The organism is Paraburkholderia sp. Cy-641 (genome assembly GCF_011752945.1).
Classification (GTDB): Bacteria; Pseudomonadota; Gammaproteobacteria; order Burkholderiales; family Burkholderiaceae; genus Paraburkholderia.
Genome location: NZ_VWWM01000002.1, coordinates 141,136 through 160,899, shown reverse-complemented (window position 1 = coordinate 160,899; position 19,764 = coordinate 141,136). Strand labels below are relative to the sequence as shown.

Below are 19,764 nucleotides of genomic sequence, written 5' to 3'. Positions count from 1 at the left end.
GCGCGGTGGTGTTACCCGTCACCCGTTGCCGCTGCCGTGCGTTTCAAACCCGACGCGCCGCGCGGCCGTGCCTCGCGTCGGTGGCGTCAGCGTGATGAACCGCGCACGCGCCGTAGCTCGTCGATCACGAGCAGGATCGCGCCGATCGTGATCGCGCTGTCGGCGAGATTGAACGCCGGCCAGTGCCAGCCGCCCACGTGGAAATCGAGAAAGTCGATCACGTGGCCGTAGGCGAGCCGGTCGATCACGTTGCCGAGCGCGCCGCCGAGAATCAGCGCGAGCGCCGTGCAGAACATTTTCTGCCCGCTATGCCGCTTGAGCAGATAGCAGATCACGAGCGCGGCGACCACGCCGAGCGCAGTGAACGCCCAGCGCTGCCAGCCGCCCGCCATCGCGAGGAAGCTGAACGCGGCGCCGCGGTTGTACACGAGGATCAGGTTGAAAAACGGCGTGATCTCGTGCGGCACACCGTAGGCGAACACCTTGCGGACCGCGATTTTCGTCAACTGGTCGAACAGGATGACGATCAGCGCGATGCCGAGCCAAGGGGCCAGCGAGCCGCTTCGGGCCGATGTTTTCGAGATGCTTCCCGCCATTATGCCGCGCTCCTCGTTTCGCCATTGCCGAACAGATTGCTGAAGCAGCGGCCGCACAGCGACGGATGCTCGGCGATCGTGCCGACGTCCGGGCGATAGTGCCAGCAGCGCTCGCACTTCAGATACTTCGAGGCGATCACCTCGACGCTTTCGTCCGCTTCGCTGTCCACCTTCACGACCTCCGCCGCCGACGTGATCAGCACGAACTTGAGGTCCTCGCCGAGGCTCGCGAGCGCGTCGTAACGCGCGCCGCTCGCGCGGATTTCGACTTCGGCCTGCAGCGACGAGCCGATCAGGTTCGCCACGCGGGCCTCTTCGAGCGCCTTCGTCACGTCGCCGCGCGCGGCGCGCAGCAGCGTCCACTTGTCGAGCAGCGCACCCGCGTCCGGCATGGCCGGGAACGCGTGGTAGGTCTCGGTGAAGATGGTTTCGCTATCCGGCTGGAACACCTTCCACGCTTCTTCGGCGGTGAACGACAGGAACGGCGCCATCAGACGCAGCAGACCGTGCGCGATGTGGTAGAGCGCGGTTTGCGCCGAGCGGCGCGCGACCGAATCGGCCGCCGTGGTGTAGAGGCGGTCCTTCAGCACGTCGAGGTAGAAGCCGCCGAGGTCTTCCGAGCAGAACGTCTGCAGCTTCGCGACGACCGGGTGGAACTCGTACTTTTCGTAGTGCGCGAGGATGTCGTTCTGCAGATTCGCCGAGAGCGCCACCGCGTAACGATCGATTTCGAGCCAGTCTTCGACCGGACGCGCGTGCTGCGCGAAGTCGAAGTCCGACAGATTCGCGAGCAGGAAGCGCAGCGTGTTGCGGATGCGGCGATAGCTTTCCGTCACGCGCTTGAGGATTTCCTCGGAGATCGCGAGTTCGCCCGAGTAGTCGGTCGAGGCGATCCACAGGCGGATGATTTCCGCGCCGAGGCGGTTCGCCACTTCATGCGGATCGATACCGTTGCCGAGCGACTTGCTCATCTTGCGGCCTTCGCCGTCGACGGTGAAGCCGTGCGTGAGCAGCGCGTTGTAGGGCGGACGGCCGTCGAGCATCGAAGCGGTCAGGAGCGACGAGTGGAACCAGCCGCGATGCTGGTCCGAGCCTTCGAGGTACAGGTCGGCCGGGAACTGCAGCTCGTCCTTGTGCGAGCCGCGCAGTACGTGCCAGTGCGTCGTGCCCGAGTCGAACCAGACGTCGAGCGTGTCGCGGTTCTTTTCGTACAGATTCGCGTCGTCGCCGAGCAGCTCGCGCGGATCGAGCGTCTGCCACGCCTCGATGCCCGCCTGCTCGACGCGCTGCGCGACCTGTTCGAGCAGCTCGAGCGTGCGCGGATGCAGCTCGCCGGTTTCCTTGTGCACGAAGAACGCCATCGGCACGCCCCATTGGCGCTGACGCGACAGCGTCCAGTCCGGGCGGTTGGCGATCATGCTGAAGAGGCGCTGCTTGCCCCACGACGGATAGAACGCCGTGTTCTCGATGCCTTCGAGCGCGGTTTCGCGCAGCGTCTTGTCGCTGTCGTTCGGCTTCACGTCCATGCCGGCGAACCACTGCGAGGTGGCGCGATAGATGATCGGCGTCTTGTGGCGCCAGCAGTGCATGTAGCTGTGCGTGTACTTCTCGGTGCGCAGCAGCGAGCCGGCGCCTTGCAGCGCCTCGACGATCTGCGGATTGGCCGCCCAGATCGACAGGCCGCCGAACAGCGCGAGCGATTCGATGTAGCGGCCGTCGCCCATCACCGGGTTGATGATGTCCGAGTCCGACATGCCGTGCGCCTTGCACGACACGAAGTCTTCCACGCCGTAGGCGGGCGACGAGTGCACGACGCCGGTGCCGGTTTCGGTCGTCACGTAGTCGCCGAGATAGACCGGCGCGGTGCGCTTGTAAGCCGGATGCGCGGACGCGAGCGGATGGTTGAAGCGCAGGTTCACGAGCTTCGCGCCCGGCGTGGTCGCGATGACGGTGCCTTCGAGGCCGTAGAGCTTGAGGCACGCCTCGACGCGTTCCTCGGCGAGGATCAGGAGGCCGCGAGGCGTGTCGACGAGCGCGTAAACGATTTCCGGGTGCAGGTTCAGCGCCTGGTTGGCAGGAATGGTCCACGGCGTGGTGGTCCAGATCACGATGCCGCCTTCGCTGCGCGGTAGCGCGGCGAGGCCGAAGGCCTGCGCGGTCTTGTCCGGCTCGGCGAAGCTGAACAGCACGTCGATGGTCGGATCGGTCTTGTCCTTGTACTCGACTTCCGCTTCGGCGAGCGCCGAGCCGCAGTCGAAACACCAGTTGACCGGCTTCAGGCCACGGAACACATAGCCCTTTTCCATGATCTTCGCGAGCGCGCGGATTTCGCCGGCCTCGTTGGCGAAGTTCATCGTCCGGTACGGATTGTCCCAGTCGCCGAGCACGCCCAGACGGCGGAAGCCGACCTTCTGCTTCTCGATCTGCTCGGTCGCGTAGGCGCGCGCCTTCTGCATCACCTCGGCCGCCGGCAGCGACTTGCCGAACTGCTTTTCGATCTGGATTTCGATCGGCATGCCGTGGCAGTCCCAGCCCGGCACGTAGACCGCGTCGAAGCCCGCCAGATTGCGCGCCTTGACGATCATGTCCTTGAGGATCTTGTTCACCGCGTGGCCGAGGTGGATGTCGCCGTTCGCATACGGCGGGCCGTCGTGCAGGATGAACTTCTTGCGGCCTTTGGACGCGGCGCGGATCGTCTCGTAGACCTTGCGTTCCTGCCAGTCCTTGACCCATTGCGGCTCGCGTTTGGGCAGGTCGCCGCGCATCGGGAACGGCGTGTCGAGCAGGTTGACCGGGTAGCGTGACTGCGGTTTCGAATCGGCTTTCTTGTTACTCATGATGTGGATGGCGTTGAATTCGTTCTATGCGCAGCGAAGGCGCGGATTGCGCACGATGCGCGAGGAGCGTGGGACGCGCCCGGCAGGCGGCTCGCATGATGCCGATGCCCTTCGATGCGCGCGGCGACGGTTCGGGCGGGGCGGTGCGCCGGCCCGAACCGCGGCGGTTATCTAATTCGGTCGGTGGCCGACGTGGCGAACCCGGTGGAACGGCTGCCCGGCGTGCCGGCGCCGGCCGCGGCGAGCCACGCGCGCGCATTGGCGACGTCGCGCGCGATCGCGGCGGTCAGCGTTTCGAGATCGACGAATTTCTCCTCGTCGCGCAGCTTCTTCAGAAATTCGACGCGCACGAGTTTGCCATACGCGTCGCCGTGCCAGTCGAGCAGATGCACTTCGAGCAGGACGCGGCCGGAATCGTCGACGGTGGGACGCACGCCGAGGCTCGCGACGCCGGGCAGCGGTTGCTCGGCGATGCCGTGCACCTGCACGACGAAGATGCCGGCCAGCGCCGGGCGCTTGTGCGCGATCGGCAGATTGAGCGTGGGAAAGCCGAGATCGCGGCCGAGCTTCATGCCGTGCGTGACGTGGCCGCTGATCAGGTAGTCGCGGCCAAGCGCGGCGCGCGCTGCGTCGAGGTCGCCCGCGACCAGCGCCGCGCGCACGCCCGAACTCGAAATGCGCGCGCCCGACGGATCGGCGACGGTCGCCATCTGCTCGACTTCGAAGCCGTACTGCTTGCCGGCCGCCTGCAGCGAGGCGAAATCGCCGGCGCGCTTCGCGCCGTAGCGGAAGTCGTCGCCGATCATGATCCAGCGCGCGTGCAGCCCGTTGACGATGATCCGCTCGACGAACGAGTCCGGCGACTGGCTCGCGAACGTGTGATTGAAGTGCTCGACGACGACCCGGTCGACCCCGTTGGTGCGCAGCGCTTCGAGCTTGTCGCGCAGCATCGCGATGCGCGGCGGCGCGCCGGCCGGGTTGAAGAATTCGCGCGGGTGCGGCTCGAAGGTCATCACGCAGACGGGCAGGCCGCGGGCGTCGGCGGCCGCGCGCACGTGCGCGAGCAGAGCCTGGTGGCCGCGGTGGACACCGTCGAAGTTGCCGATGGTCAGCGCGCACGGCGCGCGGCTCTCGGCATTGGGAAGACCGCGGAAGACTCTCACGATAACGGGTTGCAGCGCTTGCTGCGGTGGCAATAGGGGCGCGGCCAGGGTGCCGCAAAACAAACGATTATAAACGCTTGGCGCAGCGCACGGCTGCGAGGCCGCTGTCAGGCGATTGCCGAATGATAAAATCCGCGCATGAAAAAACTCGTCATCCTGATTTCCGGACGGGGCAGCAACATGGAAGCCATCGTGCGCGCCTGCGCGAGCGAGGGCTGGCCGGCCAGGGTCGCCGCCGTGATTGCCAACCGTCCCGATGCCGCGGGGCTCGCGTTCGCGGCGTCGCATGGCATCGCCACGGCGGTGGTCGATCACCGCCAGTTTCCCGACCGCGACAGCTTCGACGCGGCGCTCGCCGAACAGATCGACGCATTCGCACCGGACCTCGTGCTGCTCGCGGGCTTCATGCGCGTGCTGACCGCGCGCTTCGTCGACCATTACGCCGGGCGCATGCTCAACGTGCATCCGTCGCTGCTGCCAAGCTTTGCGGGCCTCAAGACCCATCAGCAGGCGCTCGACGCCGGCGTGCGGTTCCACGGCGCGTCGGTGCACTTCGTCACGTCGCAGCTCGACCACGGGCCGATCGTCGCGCAGTCGGCGGTGCCGGTCGTGGCGGGCGACACCGCCGAGACGCTCGCCGCACGCGTGCTGACCACCGAACACATCATTTATCCGCGCGCGGCGCGCTGGTTCGTCGAAGGGCGTCTTGCTCTCGACGGCCTGCGCGTCACGCTTACGCCGCCGGAGCCTCAATGGCTCTTTGCCGGTCACCCCGCCGGAGAGGGCGCATGAGATTGCATGGTTTCCTGATTGGTCAAACTGAAACGCTGCTGGCCGAAGTGCTGCGGCTCAACGGTCCCGCCGACGCCACCACGAGCCGGTTTTTCCGCGCGCATCCGAAGCTCGGGCACGCCGAGCGCGGCGTGATCGCCGAGGCGGTGTTCGCGGTGCTGCGCCGCCGGATGGAGTTCGCGCATCTGGCCGAAAGCGGCACCGGCAACCCCGCGCGCCGCATGGCGCTGCTCGGCCTGATGCAGACGGTCGGGCGCAACGCGCTCAAGCCGTTCGTCAGCGAAGCCGAGGCGACGTGGCTCGAACACGTGTCGAGGATCGACCCGGAGAGCCTGCCGCTGCGGATTCGCCTGAATCTGCCCGACTGGATCTGCCAGGCGCTCGGCACGCGCTTCGAAGGCGCCGAGCTGGCGCAACTGGCCGCCGCGCTGAACTACCCGGCGCCGCTCGACTTGCGTGCGAACCCGGTCAAGGCGAGCCGCGACGACGTGCTGGGCGCGCTGTCGAAGGCCGGCATCGAGGCGGGCGCCACGCCGTTCGCGCCGCTCGGCGTGCGCGTGGTCGGCAAGCCGGCGCTGACGAAGCTCGACGCGTTCCAGCAGGGCTGGCTCGAAGTGCAGGACGAGGGTAGCCAGTTGCTGTGCTCGCTGGTCGCGCCGCGGCGCGGCGAGATGATCGTCGATTTCTGCGCGGGCGCCGGCGGCAAGACGCTCGCGCTCGGCGCGGCGATGCGCTCGACCGGCCGGCTCTACGCGTTCGACATCTCCGAGCGGCGTCTCGCCAAGCTGAAGCCGCGCCTTGCGCGCAGCGGCCTGTCGAACGTGAACCCGGTGCTGATCGACAGCGAACACGACGCGAAGATCAAGCGCCTCGCCGGCAAGATCGACCGCGTGCTCGTCGACGCGCCGTGCAGCGGCCTCGGCACGCTGCGCCGCAACCCGGACCTGAAGTGGCGCCAGTCGCCGGAGTCGATTGCCGAGCTGGCGCCGAAGCAGGCGTCGATTCTCGCGAGCGCGGCGCGTCTCGTGAAGAAGGGCGGCCGGCTCGTCTATGCGACCTGCTCGATTCTCGAAGCGGAAAACGAGGCGATCGTGCAGCAGTTCCTCGCCGATCATCCCGATTTCGCGCTGGTGCCCGTGCGCGACGTGCTCGCCGAGCAGCGCATCGAGCTCGACATGGACGATTACCTGAAGCTGTGGCCGCACCGTCACGCCACCGACGGCTTCTTCGCCGCCGTGCTGGAGCGCCAGAGCTAGGCGCGTCCGGCTTTTTGCCGGCGTGCGCGGGCTGCCTTGCAGTCGCGGCGCGCCGGCGCTTTCGGCGAGATCATGCAGACGAGTCTTTTTTTCCATCGCTTCAGCGACATCGCGCACGACTTCGGTCAGCCCGTGATGTTGTGGCAGGTCGGCATCCTGCTCGCGACGCTGCTCGTCGCGTGGCTGCTTGCGCGCACGCTGCGCCGCCGCCTCGGCGGCCCGCGGCATCCGCGCTACCAGACCCTGCGCTTCGGCATGGAAAGCCTGAACCGCGCGGCCTTTCCGCTGCTCGGCGCGGCGCTCGTGTGGCTCGCGCGGGTGATCGCCGGCCAGTTCATGCACACCGCGCTGCTCGATCTGGCGCTGGTGCCGCTTGCCGGCATCGGCCTCATCTACATCGTGTTCTTCTTCGCGCGCCGCGTCTTCAGCCGCGACGGCGGCGTGCATCCGTGGCTTTTCCTCGTCGAGAAGACCGTCTCGGTGGTGGTCTGGATCGGCATGGTGCTCACGCTGATGGGCATCCAGGACGAGGTGATCGCGTGGATGGGCAGCGTGCGGTTCCGTGTCGCCAACGCGCACATGACGCTGCTCTCGCTCGTAACCGGCCTGCTGTGGGTCGGCATCACGATGATCGTCGCGATGTGGCTCGGCTCGACGTTCGAAGACCGCCTGATGCGCTCGAAAACGCTCGACGCGAACCTGAAGGTCGTGGTCGCGCGCGTCGGGCGCGCGGCCTTCGTGCTGGCGGCGATCCTGATCAGCCTGTCGATCGTCGGCATCGACATCACCGTGCTCGGCGTGTTCGGTGGCGCGCTCGGGGTCGGGCTCGGCTTCGGCATGCAGAAGATCGCGAGCAACTACGTGTCGGGTTTCATCATCCTGCTCGACCGGTCGTTGCGGATCGGCGACACGATCAGCACGGGCGGCCTGCAAGGCATGGTCACGCAGATCCGCACGCGCTACACCGTCGTGCGCGGGCTCGACGGCATCGAAACGCTGATTCCGAACGAAAAGCTCATTACCGACGTGGTGCAGAACCAGTCGTCGTACCTGACGCGCGGCTATGCCAAGGCGGCCGTGCAGATCGCCTATACGTCCGACGTCGAGCAGGCCATGGCGCTGCTCGTCCAGGCCGCCGACGACGTGCCGCGCGTCTTGCGCGAGCCGGCGCCGACGCCGTATCTGGTGGGCTTCGGCCCCGACGGCATCAATCTCGAACTGGGTTTCTGGATCGCCGACGCGGCGACCGGCACGGGGGGCGTGCGCTCGACGATCAACCGCAACATCTGGCGCCTGTTCTCCGAACACGGCATCTCGATTCCGCTCGCGCAACGCGAAGTGCGGATCGTCGGACCGGCGGGCGGCGCTATGCCGCATCCGGTAACTATGACCGGCCCCGGCGCGGCGCCTGCTGCCGCGTCCGCTTCCTTGCCCGAGGCTGCGCTCGGGCCGATGGACGGCGCCCCGAGCGACGTTCGCTGACGGGATCGACGCCCCGCCGCGCCGCCCGAAACGGTCCGCAGCGGCCGTTATGATATTGATATCACACAAAAAATCCCTATTTGTTACAAACACTTGGGATGCTTCAAGTAGAATATCGTGCTATCCCGCTGTATGCTTTCACTTTCTTGACACACGCAATGCGTGTGCTCCGTATCTCTCGTTCTGCAGGTAACTTACCTTGTTGAATTCTTTGCTCGATTTTCTTGCTCACGGCCTGTTGCATTTCTCGTGGTGGCAACTCGTCGTGTACACGCTCATCGTGACGCACATCACGATTATCGGCGTGACCGTCTATCTGCATCGCTGCCAGGCGCATCGCGCGCTGGAGCTGCATCCCATCGCGAGTCATTTTTTCCGCTTCTGGCTGTGGATGACCACCGGCATGCTGACCGGCCAGTGGGCCGCGATTCACCGCAAACACCACGCGAAGTGCGAGACCGAGGAAGATCCGCACAGCCCGCAAACGCGCGGTATCTGGAAGGTGCTGCTCGAAGGCGCCGAGCTGTATCGCACCGAAGCGAAAAACGAAGAAACGATGCGCAAGTTCAGCCACGGCACGCCGAACGACTGGATGGAGCGCAACGTCTACACGAAGTACCCGATTCTCGGCGTGAGCCTGATGATGGTGATCAACATCGCGCTGTTCGGCGTCGTCGGCCTGACGATCTGGGCCGTGCAGATGATCTGGATTCCGTTCTGGGCTGCCGGCGTGGTCAACGGCCTCGCGCACTTCTGGGGCTATCGCAACTTCAATTCGTCGGATGCGAGCACCAACATCTTCCCGTGGGGCATCATCATCGGCGGCGAAGAGCTGCACAACAATCATCATACGTATGCGACGTCGGCCAAGCTGTCGAACAAATGGTACGAGTTCGACATCGGCTGGATGTACATCCGCATCATGTCGGCGTTCCGTCTTGCCAAGGTGAAGAAGGTCGCGCCCACGCCGCGTCTGACCACCGGCAAGCTCGTGCTCGACCAGGACACGCTGCAGGCCGTGCTCGCAAACCGCTACGAAGTGATGGCGCGTTACGGCAAGGCGCTCAAGCGCGCGTACCGCCAGGAGCTTGCGCATCTGAAGGATGTCGGCTCGCGCGAGAAGTATCAGCTGATGCGCGGCGCGCGTAGCTGGTTCCACAAGGAAGAGGCCGGCCTGAACGAGCCGCAGAAGCGCCAGCTGCCGCAAATCTTCGCCAACAGCCAGAAGCTCAAGACCTACATCGATATGCGCAACGAACTCGCGTCGATGTGGGAACGCTCCAACGCATCGCGCGAACAACTGCTCGCGCAATTGCAGGACTGGTGCCATCGCGCCGAGCAGAGCGGCATCAAGGCGCTGCACGATTTCGCGACGCGACTGCGTCGCTATGCTTGAGCGCGAAAAAATCCATTAAAATTTCAGAACGTCACAAAACCCCGCGTTGGCGGGGTTTTTCTTTTTGGCGTCGTGGAAAGCCGTCGCGACTGTAGTAACTCGATGGGCAAGCGGCGGCGCGGCGAGGACAGAGGAGATCATGGAGCAGCAGGCGATCAGGACCGTCGAATATGACCGGCCGCAGGCGCAAGGCACGACTTGCGGGATCGGTCAGGCATGGGCGAAGGTGCCCGAGATGCCGTCGGCGGCAGAAAAGGCGGCGCTGAAGGCACGGATTCGTGCATTACTCGAGCGCGAGAAAGCCGTACTCGTCGCGCACTATTATGTCGACGCGGAATTGCAGGAGCTCGCCGACGAAACCGGCGGCATCGTGGCCGACTCGCTGGAAATGGCCCGCTTCGGGCGCGATCACGACGCGCAAACGCTCGTGGTGGCGGGGGTGCGCTTCATGGGCGAGACCGCGAAAATCCTCAGCCCCGACAAGCGCATTCTGATGCCGGATCTGGATGCGACCTGTTCGCTCGATCTCGGCTGTCCGGTCGACGAATTCTCGGCGTTCTGCGATGCGCATCCGGACCGCACGGTAGTCGTGTACGCGAACACGAGCGCGGCAGTGAAGGCGCGCGCGGACTGGATGGTGACGTCGTCGATCGGGCTCGAGATCGTCGCCGATCTGCATGCGCGCGGCGAGAAGATCATCTGGGCGCCGGACCGCCATCTCGGCAGCTACATCCAGGGCAAGACCGGCGCGGACATGCTGATGTGGCAGGGCTCGTGCCTCGTGCACGACGAATTCAAGGGCATCGAACTCGATCTGCTGCGCGCCGAGTATCCGCTAGCAAAGGTGCTCGTGCATCCGGAGTCGCCGCCCAACGTGGTCGCGCAGGCGGACGTGGTCGGCTCGACGACCCAGTTGATCGACGCCGCGCAGAAGCTCGATGCGACGCATTTCATCGTCGCGACCGATCTCGGCATTCTTCACAAGATGCAGCTCGCCGCGCCCGGCAAGACGCTGATTGCCGCGCCCACGGCCGGCAACAGCGCGACCTGCAAGAGTTGCGCGCATTGTCCGTGGATGGCGATGAACGGCCTCGCGAATCTGGCCGATGTGCTCGAACGCGGCCATAACGAAATTTTCGTCGAGCGCGCGATCGGCGAACGGGCGCGTCTGCCGATCGACCGCATGCTGGACTTCGCGGCGCGTCACAAGAAGCGCGTGCAGGCGAGCGGCGATCTCGCGCGCGACGCGCAACTGTATTCGAATGTGGGGGCAGCGTAATGGCGGTACTTGAGAAGGCGCCCGGGCAGGCCGTCGGGGGCGAGCGGTTCGAGGCGGTGTCGCCGCTCTTCGCGGAAATTCACGCGCAATATGGCGCCGCGTTCGATGCAGCGCTCGCACGCAATGTTGCCGATGCGCTCGCCGAAGACGTCGGAGCCGGCGACCAGACCGGCCGACTCGTGCCGGCGGACGAGATTCGCAACGCGCGCATCGTCGTGCGCGAGGATGCGGTGCTGTGCGGTGTGCTGTGGTTCAACGCCGTGATGCGGTCGGTCGATCCGCGCATCGAGGTTCAATGGCGTTACCGCGAGGGTGAGCGCATGAACGCGAACACTCCCGTCTGCGAACTGTGTGGGCCGGTACGCGCGCTGCTGACCGCCGAGCGCAACGCGATGAACTTTCTGCAACTGCTGTCGGGCGTGGCGAGCGCGACGCGCCGCTATGTCGACGCGATTGCTCATACGCATACACGCGTCCTCGACACGCGCAAGACGCTGCCGGGCTTGCGGCTCGCGCAGAAGTACGCGGTGCGGGTGGGCGGCGGCGCGAATCAGCGGCTCGCGTTGTACGACGGCATTCTGATCAAGGAAAACCACATTGCCGCCGCCGGCGGCGTGGGTGCGGCGATGGACGCGGCGCTTGCGTTGAATGCGGGCGTGCCGATCCAGATCGAAGTCGAAACGATCGAGCAACTGGAAACCGGGCTCGCGCACGGTGCGCAGTCGATTCTGCTCGACAACTTCTCGTTCGACATGATGCGCGACGCGGTGCGTATCACGGCGGGGCGGGCGGTGCTCGAGGTATCCGGTGGCGTGAACTTCGACACTGTGAGTACGATCGCGGAGACGGGGGTCGATCGTGTTTCGATTGGTTCGCTGACCAAGGACGTGCGCGCAACGGATTACTCGATGCGGATCGTCTGACGCCGACACTCCGACGCGTCGACGTGTGAGCGCTCGCTGAACAAGGCCATGGCCGGGAGTCTCCGGGCATGGCCTTGTTTGGTTTGCCGCGTTCGTTTCAGTGCCGGCTTTTGCCGCCGTTTCTCACGCGTCGCGCTTGCGCGCATACTCCGGCGACAACACCGTCGGCAATGCCTTCGGCAGCGTAGTCGGCCAGTCGCGGCTGAAATGCAGCCCGCGGCTTTCGCGCCGCAAGCGCGCGCCTTCGACGATCAGCGACGCGACGTCGACCAGATTGCGCAGTTCCAGCAGATCGCGGCTCACCTTGAAATTCGCGTAGTACTCGTGGATCTCGTCGCGCAGCAGCGTAAGCCGGTGCCTGGCGCGCTCGAGCCGCTTGTCGGTGCGCACGATGCCGACGTAATTCCACATCAGCCGACGCAGTTCGTCCCAGTTGTGCGCGACCACGACTTCTTCATCGGGATCGGAGACGCGGCTTTCGTCCCACGCCGGCAGCGGCGCATGGACGGTGGCGCCGAAGCCTTCCGCTTCGATCGCCTGCGCGGCCGAGCGGCCGATCACGAGGCATTCGAGCAGCGAGTTGCTGGCGAGCCGATTCGCGCCGTGCAAGCCGGTGCAGGACGTCTCGCCGACCGCGTAAAGGCCCGCGAGATCTGTGCGCCCGGCAAGGTCGGTGACGACGCCGCCGCACGTGTAGTGCGCGGCCGGCACGACGGGAATCGGCTCTTTGGTGATGTCGATGCCGAATTCGAGGCAGCGGGCGAGGATGGTCGGGAAATGCTCGTGCAGGAACTCGGGCGGTTGGTGGCTGATGTCGAGGTACACGCAATCGATGCCGCGCTTCTTGATCTCGAAGTCGATTGCACGCGCGACGATATCGCGCGGCGCCAGCTCCGCGCGCTCGTCGTGATTCGGCATGAAGCGCGTGCCGTCGGGCAGCTTCAGGATGCCGCCTTCGCCGCGCACCGCTTCGGAAATCAGAAACGACTTCGCGTACGGGTGGAACAGACAGGTCGGGTGAAACTGGATGAATTCCATGTTCGACACGCGGCAACCGGCTCGCCATGCCATTGCGATGCCGTCGCCGGTCGCGGTGTCGGGGTTCGTCGTGTACAGATAGACCTTGCCGGCGCCGCCGGTGGCGAGCACTGTATGCGGCGCCTCGATCGTCACGGTGCGGCCGCTTTGCAGGTCGAGCGCGTAGAGGCCGTGGCAACGGCGGCCGGGCAGGCCGAGGCGATCCGAGGTGATCAGGTCGATCGCGTGGTGATCTTCGAACAGCGTGATGTTCGGGTGGCGGCGCACCTGTTCGCTGAGCGTGGCGACTACCGCGTGGCCGGTCGCATCCGCTGCATGAATGATTCGGCGATGGCTGTGGCCGCCTTCGCGCGTCAGGTGAAAACCGAGTTCGGCGGCGTCGTCTTTCGTGAACGGCACGCCCTGTTCGATCAGCCATTCGATCGCGGTGCGCCCATGTTCGACGATGAAGCGCGTAGCGGCTTCGTCGCACAGGCCGCCGCCGGCGACCAGCGTGTCGCGCACGTGATTGTCGATGCTGTCCGCGGAATCGAGTACCGCGGCAATGCCGCCTTGTGCCCAGTCGCTCGCACCTTCGGTCAGCGATCGCTTGGCGATCACCGCGACCCGCCGCGTTTGCGCGAGATTGAGCGCGACGCTCAAGCCCGCCAGACCACTACCGACAATCGCCACATCGAATTCCATTACCGACCATCTCCCTCTTTCGTTTTGCGATGATGGCGCACAAATCGTGCGCCGCGGAAACGACAAAGGATACGCGTCGTAACGACCGAACGAAAGTCGGCCGAACGGAATAGGACGGTTTGCGAGGACGCAGTGAAAGCGGCTGGCCGTGGCGAGCGATGCTGCCTCAGCTACGGACGGGGAGCGTTACGCGGTCAATGCGGATTTTGCCCGCACAAAAGCAAAAGCCCCGCACGAATGCGGGGCTTTCTTGCACATTTGCCTTCGTCAGGCAGAGGAGCCTCGATCTTATTTGATCTTGGTTTCCTTGTAGTCAACATGCTTGCGGATGACCGGATCAAATTTCTTGATCAGCATCTTTTCCGGCATGTTGCGTTTGTTCTTCGTGGTCGTGTAGAAGTGACCCGTGCCTGCGGTCGATTCCAGCTTGATCTTGTCGCGTGCGCCCTTTGCCATGATTTACTCCTTAGGCTTCACCGCGTGCGCGCAGGTCTGCGAGCACAGCGTCGATACCGTTCTTGTCGATCAGGCGCAGGCCGGCATTCGAAATGCGCAGACGCACCCAACGGTTTTCGCTTTCCACCCAGATACGGCGGCTTTGCAGGTTCGGCAGGAACCGGCGCTTGGTCTTGTTGTTCGCGTGGGAAACGTTGTTGCCGCTCATCGGCGCTTTCCCAGTTACTTGGCATACGCGTGCCATGAGAGCACTCCTAATACGCTAATTCTGAGTTCGAACGCCGTGAAAGTTTCCCGAAAAGAGCCGCGCTGAAGTTGAGCCGAAGGACTCGCTACTGCAGCCGCCTGACCTTTGCGGAACGCCTTGATGGCTTCGGAACAGGGGGTTGGAAATAGGCAAACCGGAATTCTAGCAGAAAAAAAGCCGCAAAATCAAACCTTATTTGCGATGCCCGACACGGCGCCATGCGTCGGCGCACCGGGCCAGCCGGCGCGGGCGAACGAGTAGACGCTGTCCGCGCCGATGACCAGATGATCGACCAGTTGCACGTCGATCAGCGCGAGCGCATCGCGCAGCGTGTGCGTCAGGCGGCAGTCGCTCGCACTCGGCTGCACGGCGCCGGACGGGTGATTATGCGCGACGATGAGGCTCGCCGCATTGGCGTTCAGCGCCCGCCGCACGATCTCGCGCGGATACACGGCCATGCGCGTGAGCGAACCGTGCGCGCTTTCCTCGCAGTCGATCAGCCGATGCCGGGCGTCGAGAAAAAGCGACACGAATACTTCCTGCGGCCTCCCGCCGATCAGCAGGCGCAGGTAGTTCTCGACCGTTTCGGGCGAATTCATCAGCTCGCGCTTGCGCATCTTGTCGACCAGCGAGCGGCGCGCCATTTCCATGATCGCGAGCAATTGCGCCTTTTTTGCCGGTCCGATGCCGCGGATGCCGTCGAAATCCGTGTAGGTCGCGTCTAGCATCGCGCGCAGCGAGCCGAAGCGCCCGAGCAGCTGGCTCGCGACGCTGAACACGTCGTGGCCAGGCAGTCCCGAGCCGAGCACGAGCGCGATCATCTCGGTATCGGACAGTACGGTGGCGCCCTGCTTGATGAGCCGCTCGCGCGGCATGTCGTGCTTATGCCATTTGCCGCGCAAAAGCCGCGACCGGGCGCGCTTGCGCGGCGTTGCGCCCCCGGGGGCCGCGGCTGCGCGGGTTCGCGGCGCGGGCAGGGCCGTTGCCTCAGGTGTTTCGTCGATTGTGCTCGCGAAATCGGTCATATATACAGTGTCCTCCGCTTCGGATTGACGGCGCCCACGGTGCGACGGCGCCGCTGGGGCCGAGCCGCTTCGCGCGCGACGGACTCAAGCCGGCGCTCGCTAGGTGGCTTACAATAGGCGCTTTGCGCACGGCACCCGACGGTTTGCCACACGCGTCGACTGCGCCCGCGGCGCACGCGTGCAGCGCGCTTCGACTGAGCGAGCATTGCATGAGCATCATCGACATTTCCGAAGTGAAACCCGGTTCACACGTCACGCTGCATTACCGGCTTTCCCTTGCCGATGGCGCCGAAGTCATCAACACGTTTAACGACAAGCCGGCCACGCTGCTGCTCGGCGCCGGTCAACTGGCGCCGCCGCTGGAAGATATTTTGCTAGGTTTGAAGGTGGGCCACCATTCGACCTTTCAGCTAACGCCGGGCCAGGCGTTCGGTCCGCGCAATCCGGAACTGATCCAGCGCGTGTCTCTCGCTACACTGCGGGAGAACAGCATGATCGGCGAGGATTTTTCGCCGGGTGATCTGATCGAATTCAATGCGCCGGGCGGCGGGCGCTATGCTGGCGTGCTCAAGGAAGTCGGCGAGACGTCGGCCCTGTTCGATTTCAATCACCCGCTTGCCGGCCAGGCGCTGGCGTTCGAAGTGAAAATCATCGGGATTCTGTAAACATGAGCATCACGGATACGACTCTTGCCGAAGCCGAGATCCTGCTGGCCCAGCCACGCGGATTCTGTGCCGGCGTCGACCGGGCGATCGAGATCGTCGAGCGGGCCATCAAGCTGTATGGCTCGCCGATCTACGTGCGTCACGAAATCGTCCATAACGCCTATGTGGTCGAAGATCTGCGCAAGAAGGGAGCGATCTTCATCGAGAGCCTGGACGAAGTGCCGGCCGGCAACACGGTGATCTTCAGCGCGCACGGCGTGTCGAAGGCCGTGCGCTCGGAGGCGGAGTCGCGCGGACTGCGGGTGTACGACGCCACCTGTCCGCTCGTGACCAAGGTGCATATCGAAGTCGCGAAGATGCGCCAGGACGGCTTCGACATCGTGATGATCGGCCACAAGGGCCACCCGGAAGTCGAGGGCACGATGGGCCAGGCGGCCGAGGGCATGCATCTCGTCGAAGATATCGAAGACGTGCAGGCGTTGCAGCTCGCCGATCCCGAGCGGATCGCGTTCGTCACGCAAACCACGCTGTCGGTCGACGACGCGGCGGAGATCATCGGTGCGCTGAAGGCCAAGTATCCGTCCATCCGTGAGCCGAAGAAGCAGGACATCTGCTACGCCACGCAGAATCGCCAGGACGCCGTGAAGTTCATGGCGCCGCAGTGCGACGTCGTGATCGTGGTCGGCAGCCCGAACAGTTCGAACTCGAACCGCCTGCGCGAGCTGGCCGAAAAGCTTGGCGTGCCGGCTTATATGGTCGATTCGCCCGATCAGATCGATCCGGTCTGGGTCGAGGGCAAGCGCCGCATCGGCGTGACGGCCGGCGCATCGGCCCCCGAGGTGCTGGCGCAAGCCGTCATTGCGCGCTTGCGCGAACTGGGCGTGCGCAACGTGCGCGCGCTCGAGGGCATCGAAGAGAACATCGCGTTCCCGCTGCCGCGCGGGCTCGGTCTGCCGACCTGACAGCCGGCTCGATACCCGGCTCGACACCGGTTGGTTATCCGCGTCGAAAAAAAGCGCACCCAAGGGTGCGCTTTTTTTATGGCCGCATCGCCGGCGAGTCTTTCAGAAAAGGTGCCAAATCGGAAGAATGGGTCCATTTCCGTGGGTTTGCGCACAAATTATTTTGATTCGTGATCCGGTGTTTTATTGATTTCCGGAGCATGCGCCCCCGTTTAGACTGGCGCAAATCATGCCCCCCGTTTCACCGCGCACCCGATTAGTGCGTTCTACCTAATGAGCGCCAAAAGCTTATCCGTGCCGCGAATCCCGCCGCATCTGGCATTCAGGCCGAACCGGCTACAACACTTGATGCCAAAGGGCTCGACGGCGGTGCAACTGATGCACGAAAAAAGATCGCAACCAGGTTGCTCCCTTAAGTGCATTTTGTTCTCAAAATACGGTTGCAATGCAGGAAAACCCCACCGGTTCAACAATATTGCCAGCCATAAAATTGGAGTTACAATGCGCGCGTTCTCAAGGCCTTGAGGTCCTGAACAGTGGATTTTGCAAGGCGCAGGAGACCTACTTGATGCGAGTCAAATTTGCTTACGCCGTGTCTATCGCGGCCGCGGTTGCGATGCTGACCGCGTGCGGCAAGAAACAGGATGGCGAAGCGGGGGCGGGCGCATCGGCGGCTTCGGCTGCGGCGGTGGCGGTGGCTGCCGCGAGCGAAGCGACTATCGTGAAGATCGGTCATGCCGCGCCCTTGACGGGCGGCATCGCGCATCTGGGCAAGGACAATGAAAATGGGGCGCGCCTCGCGGTCGAGGAAATCAATGCGCAGGGTCTGACGATCGACGGTCAGAAGATCCAGCTGCAACTCGACGCGCAGGACGACGCGGCGGACCCGAAAACGGGCACCGCCGTCGCGCAGAAGCTGGTGGACGATCACGTGGTCGCGGTGGTCGGGCATCTGAACTCGGGGGTATCGATTCCAGCGTCGAAGATCTATAGCGACGCGAGCATCGTGCAGATCTCGCCGTCGTCGACCAATCCGGCGTACACGCAACAGGGGTTCAAGACCACCTATCGCGTGGTCGCCACCGACGCGCAGCAGGGGCCGGCGCTCGCCAATTACGCCACGAAGGCGCTGGGCGCCAGACGCATCGCGGTAGTGGACGATGCGACCGCCTACGGCAAGGGTCTCGCGGACGAATTCGCGAAGGCGGCCGAAGCGGCCGGAGCGAAGATCGTCGCGCGGGAGGCGACGAACGACAAGGCCACGGATTTCCGGGCCATCCTCACGAAGATCAAGAGTGTTCGGCCGGACGCCATCATGTTCGGCGGCATGGACGCGACGGGCGGGCCGTTTGTGAAGCAGGCGGCCGCGCTCGGTATCAGGGCAAAAATCCTTGGCGGCGACGGTGTGTGTACCGACAAGGTAGGTGAGCTGGCGGGAACCGCCGTGCAAAACCTGGTCTGCTCGGAGGCGGGACTCGCGCTTTCGAAGATGGACAAGGGAGCGGACTTCGAAAAGAAGTACGAGGAGCGCTTCCACACACCGGTGCAGATTTACGCGCCGTTCACGTATGACGCTGTGTACGTGATCGTCGATGCAATGAAGCGTGCTAATTCGATCGAGGCGCCCAAGGTGCTGGCCGCGATGCCTTCGACCGATTACAACGGGGTAATCGGCCACATCGCGTTCGACGACAAGGGTGATTTGAAAGAAGGCGCCATTACGCTTTACGACTTCAAGGACGGCAAGAAAGCGGTTCTCGACGTCGTCAAGATGTGATGACGGGAAGTATGGCCTGACGGCACCGAACCCATCCAACGGTGCCGTTTTTGCATCCGCCCAAGGCGAGCCCGCGACCGCATCCCGGCCGCACGGCAAACCGGCAGCGGATAACCCTTACCGGTCTTTTATATCAGTACCCGCAGTGCGGTTGAGATTCCGTGACGCATCATCGCCCACCGGCAGATGAAAAACGCGAATCCAGCCGCACGGGCTAAGGAGCATTAAATGGATATCTTCATCCAGCAGATCCTCAATGGACTGGTGCTTGGCAGTGTCTATGCCATCATCGCACTGGGCTATACGATGGTTTACGGCATTCTGGGCATCATCAACTTCGCTCACGGCGACGTCTTGATGGTAGGCGCGATGGTCGCGCTCTCCGCCATAGGCGTGCTGCAGAATCACTTCCCCGGCCTCGGCAACGTGCCGACGCTCATCATCGCGTTGATCATCGCGGCGGCGGTCTGCGCCGTGGTCGGCTACACGATCGAGCGCGTGGCCTACCGGCCGTTGCGGCGCGCGCCGCGTCTCGCGCCGCTGATCACCGCGATCGGCGTGTCGATCCTCCTGCAGACGCTCGCGATGATGATCTGGTCGCGCAACCCGCTGCCGTTCCCGCAGCTGCTGCCCACCGATCCGATCAACGTGATCAAGGCCACCGACACGACGCCCGGCGCCGTGATCTCGATGACCGAAATCGTCATCATCGTGGTGGCGTTCCTCGTGATGGGCGGCCTGCTGCTGCTCGTGCACAAGACCAAGCTCGGCCGCGCGATGCGCGCGATCGCCGAGAACCCGGGCGTCGCGAGCCTGATGGGCGTGAACCCGAACTTCGTGATTTCGGCCACCTTCATGATCGGCTCGGCGTTGGCGGCTCTCGCCGGCGTGATGATCGCGTCCGAATACGGCAATGCACACTTCTACATGGGCTTCATCCCCGGCCTGAAGGCCTTTACCGCGGCGGTGCTCGGCGGGATCGGCAATCTCGGCGGCGCGATGGTCGGCGGCGTGCTGCTCGGTCTGATCGAGCAACTGGGCGCCGGCTATATCGGCAATCTCACGGGCGGCGTGTTCGGCAGCAACTACCAGGACGTGTTCGCGTTCATCGTGCTGATCGTCGTGCTGGTGTTCCGTCCGTCGGGCCTGCTCGGCGAACGCGTTGCGGATCGCGCCTGATCCCGGG

Annotated in this window: 17 protein-coding genes; 10 read left to right on the top strand and 7 right to left on the bottom strand. The window is 64.5% G+C overall.

Annotated features, from left to right (window positions below; all coding sequences use genetic code 11):
• Positions 1 to 86: 86 nt before the first annotated feature.
• From lspA to F3J20_RS02125, 3 genes are all read right to left on the bottom strand, one after another.
• Positions 87 to 596 (bottom strand): signal peptidase II, encoded by a 510-nt coding sequence (gene lspA, locus F3J20_RS02135; protein ID WP_167041125.1) that lies wholly within the window; start codon positions 594 to 596, stop codon positions 87 to 89.
• Positions 596 to 3,433 (bottom strand): isoleucine--tRNA ligase, encoded by a 2,838-nt coding sequence (ileS, locus tag F3J20_RS02130; protein WP_167281643.1) that lies wholly within the window; start codon positions 3,431 to 3,433, stop codon positions 596 to 598. Before ileS ends, lspA begins: the two co-directional genes overlap by 1 nt.
• Positions 3,434 to 3,600: 167 nt before the next feature.
• Positions 3,601 to 4,596: a bifunctional riboflavin kinase/FAD synthetase gene (locus F3J20_RS02125; RefSeq protein WP_167041131.1), complete on the bottom strand. Its 996-nt coding sequence runs from the start codon at positions 4,594 to 4,596 to the stop codon at positions 3,601 to 3,603.
• A gap of 138 nt (positions 4,597 to 4,734) precedes the next feature.
• On the opposite strand from F3J20_RS02125, the gene purN reads away from it, so the two are divergent.
• From purN to nadC, 6 genes are all read left to right on the top strand, one after another.
• Entirely contained in the window at positions 4,735 to 5,388 is a 654-nt protein-coding gene (gene purN, locus F3J20_RS02120) for a phosphoribosylglycinamide formyltransferase (protein WP_167041134.1), read from the top strand.
• A complete protein-coding gene (locus F3J20_RS02115) occupies positions 5,385 to 6,644 on the top strand; it encodes an RsmB/NOP family class I SAM-dependent RNA methyltransferase (RefSeq protein WP_167281641.1) in 1,260 nt (419 codons plus the stop codon). The genes purN and F3J20_RS02115 overlap by 4 nt, the downstream gene beginning before the upstream one ends.
• 72 nt (positions 6,645 to 6,716) lie before the next feature.
• Complete coding sequence (locus F3J20_RS02110; protein ID WP_167281639.1) at positions 6,717 to 8,126, top strand: mechanosensitive ion channel domain-containing protein; 1,410 nt, start codon at positions 6,717 to 6,719, stop codon at positions 8,124 to 8,126.
• Positions 8,127 to 8,325: 199 nt separating this feature from the next.
• On the top strand, positions 8,326 to 9,522 hold the full coding sequence (locus F3J20_RS02105; RefSeq protein WP_167281637.1) for an acyl-CoA desaturase: 1,197 nt from the start codon (positions 8,326 to 8,328) through the stop codon (positions 9,520 to 9,522).
• A 139-nt stretch (positions 9,523 to 9,661) separates the two neighbouring features.
• Positions 9,662 to 10,801 (top strand): quinolinate synthase NadA, encoded by a 1,140-nt coding sequence (gene nadA / locus F3J20_RS02100; RefSeq protein WP_167041146.1) that lies wholly within the window; start codon positions 9,662 to 9,664, stop codon positions 10,799 to 10,801.
• On the top strand, positions 10,801 to 11,724 hold the full coding sequence (nadC, locus tag F3J20_RS02095) for a carboxylating nicotinate-nucleotide diphosphorylase (RefSeq protein WP_167281636.1): 924 nt from the start codon (positions 10,801 to 10,803) through the stop codon (positions 11,722 to 11,724). Before nadA ends, nadC begins: the two co-directional genes overlap by 1 nt.
• A 123-nt stretch (positions 11,725 to 11,847) precedes the next feature.
• On the opposite strand, the gene nadB is transcribed toward nadC, so the two are convergent.
• The 4 genes from nadB to radC all read right to left on the bottom strand — a co-directional run bounded on the left by nadB (position 11,848) and on the right by radC (position 15,174).
• Entirely contained in the window at positions 11,848 to 13,446 is a 1,599-nt protein-coding gene (nadB, locus tag F3J20_RS02090) for an L-aspartate oxidase (protein WP_167281634.1), read from the bottom strand.
• Positions 13,447 to 13,734: 288 nt separating this feature from the next.
• A complete protein-coding gene (gene rpmG, locus F3J20_RS02085) occupies positions 13,735 to 13,902 on the bottom strand; it encodes a 50S ribosomal protein L33 (RefSeq protein WP_008919555.1) in 168 nt (55 codons plus the stop codon).
• Between the two features lie 10 nt (positions 13,903 to 13,912).
• The gene (rpmB, locus tag F3J20_RS02080) at positions 13,913 to 14,146 is read right to left on the bottom strand and encodes a 50S ribosomal protein L28 (RefSeq protein WP_006050117.1); all 234 of its coding nucleotides are present in this window, start codon (positions 14,144 to 14,146) and stop codon (positions 13,913 to 13,915) included.
• Positions 14,147 to 14,334: 188 nt separating this feature from the next.
• Complete coding sequence (radC, locus tag F3J20_RS02075; protein ID WP_167281632.1) at positions 14,335 to 15,174, bottom strand: DNA repair protein RadC; 840 nt, start codon at positions 15,172 to 15,174, stop codon at positions 14,335 to 14,337.
• A gap of 209 nt (positions 15,175 to 15,383) precedes the next feature.
• On the opposite strand from radC, the gene F3J20_RS02070 reads away from it, so the two are divergent.
• The 4 genes from F3J20_RS02070 to F3J20_RS02055 all read left to right on the top strand — a co-directional run bounded on the left by F3J20_RS02070 (position 15,384) and on the right by F3J20_RS02055 (position 19,757).
• Positions 15,384 to 15,839, top strand: a complete 456-nt coding sequence (locus tag F3J20_RS02070) for a peptidylprolyl isomerase (protein WP_167041158.1) — start codon at positions 15,384 to 15,386, stop codon at positions 15,837 to 15,839.
• Positions 15,840 to 15,841: 2 nt separating this feature from the next.
• Positions 15,842 to 16,801 (top strand): 4-hydroxy-3-methylbut-2-enyl diphosphate reductase, encoded by a 960-nt coding sequence (ispH, locus tag F3J20_RS02065; protein WP_167041161.1) that lies wholly within the window; start codon positions 15,842 to 15,844, stop codon positions 16,799 to 16,801.
• A gap of 568 nt (positions 16,802 to 17,369) precedes the next feature.
• A complete protein-coding gene (locus F3J20_RS02060; protein WP_167281631.1) occupies positions 17,370 to 18,578 on the top strand; it encodes a branched-chain amino acid ABC transporter substrate-binding protein in 1,209 nt (402 codons plus the stop codon).
• Between the two features lie 228 nt (positions 18,579 to 18,806).
• Complete coding sequence (locus F3J20_RS02055) at positions 18,807 to 19,757, top strand: branched-chain amino acid ABC transporter permease (RefSeq protein WP_167041164.1); 951 nt, start codon at positions 18,807 to 18,809, stop codon at positions 19,755 to 19,757.
• The last annotated feature ends 7 nt before the right edge of the window (positions 19,758 to 19,764 follow it).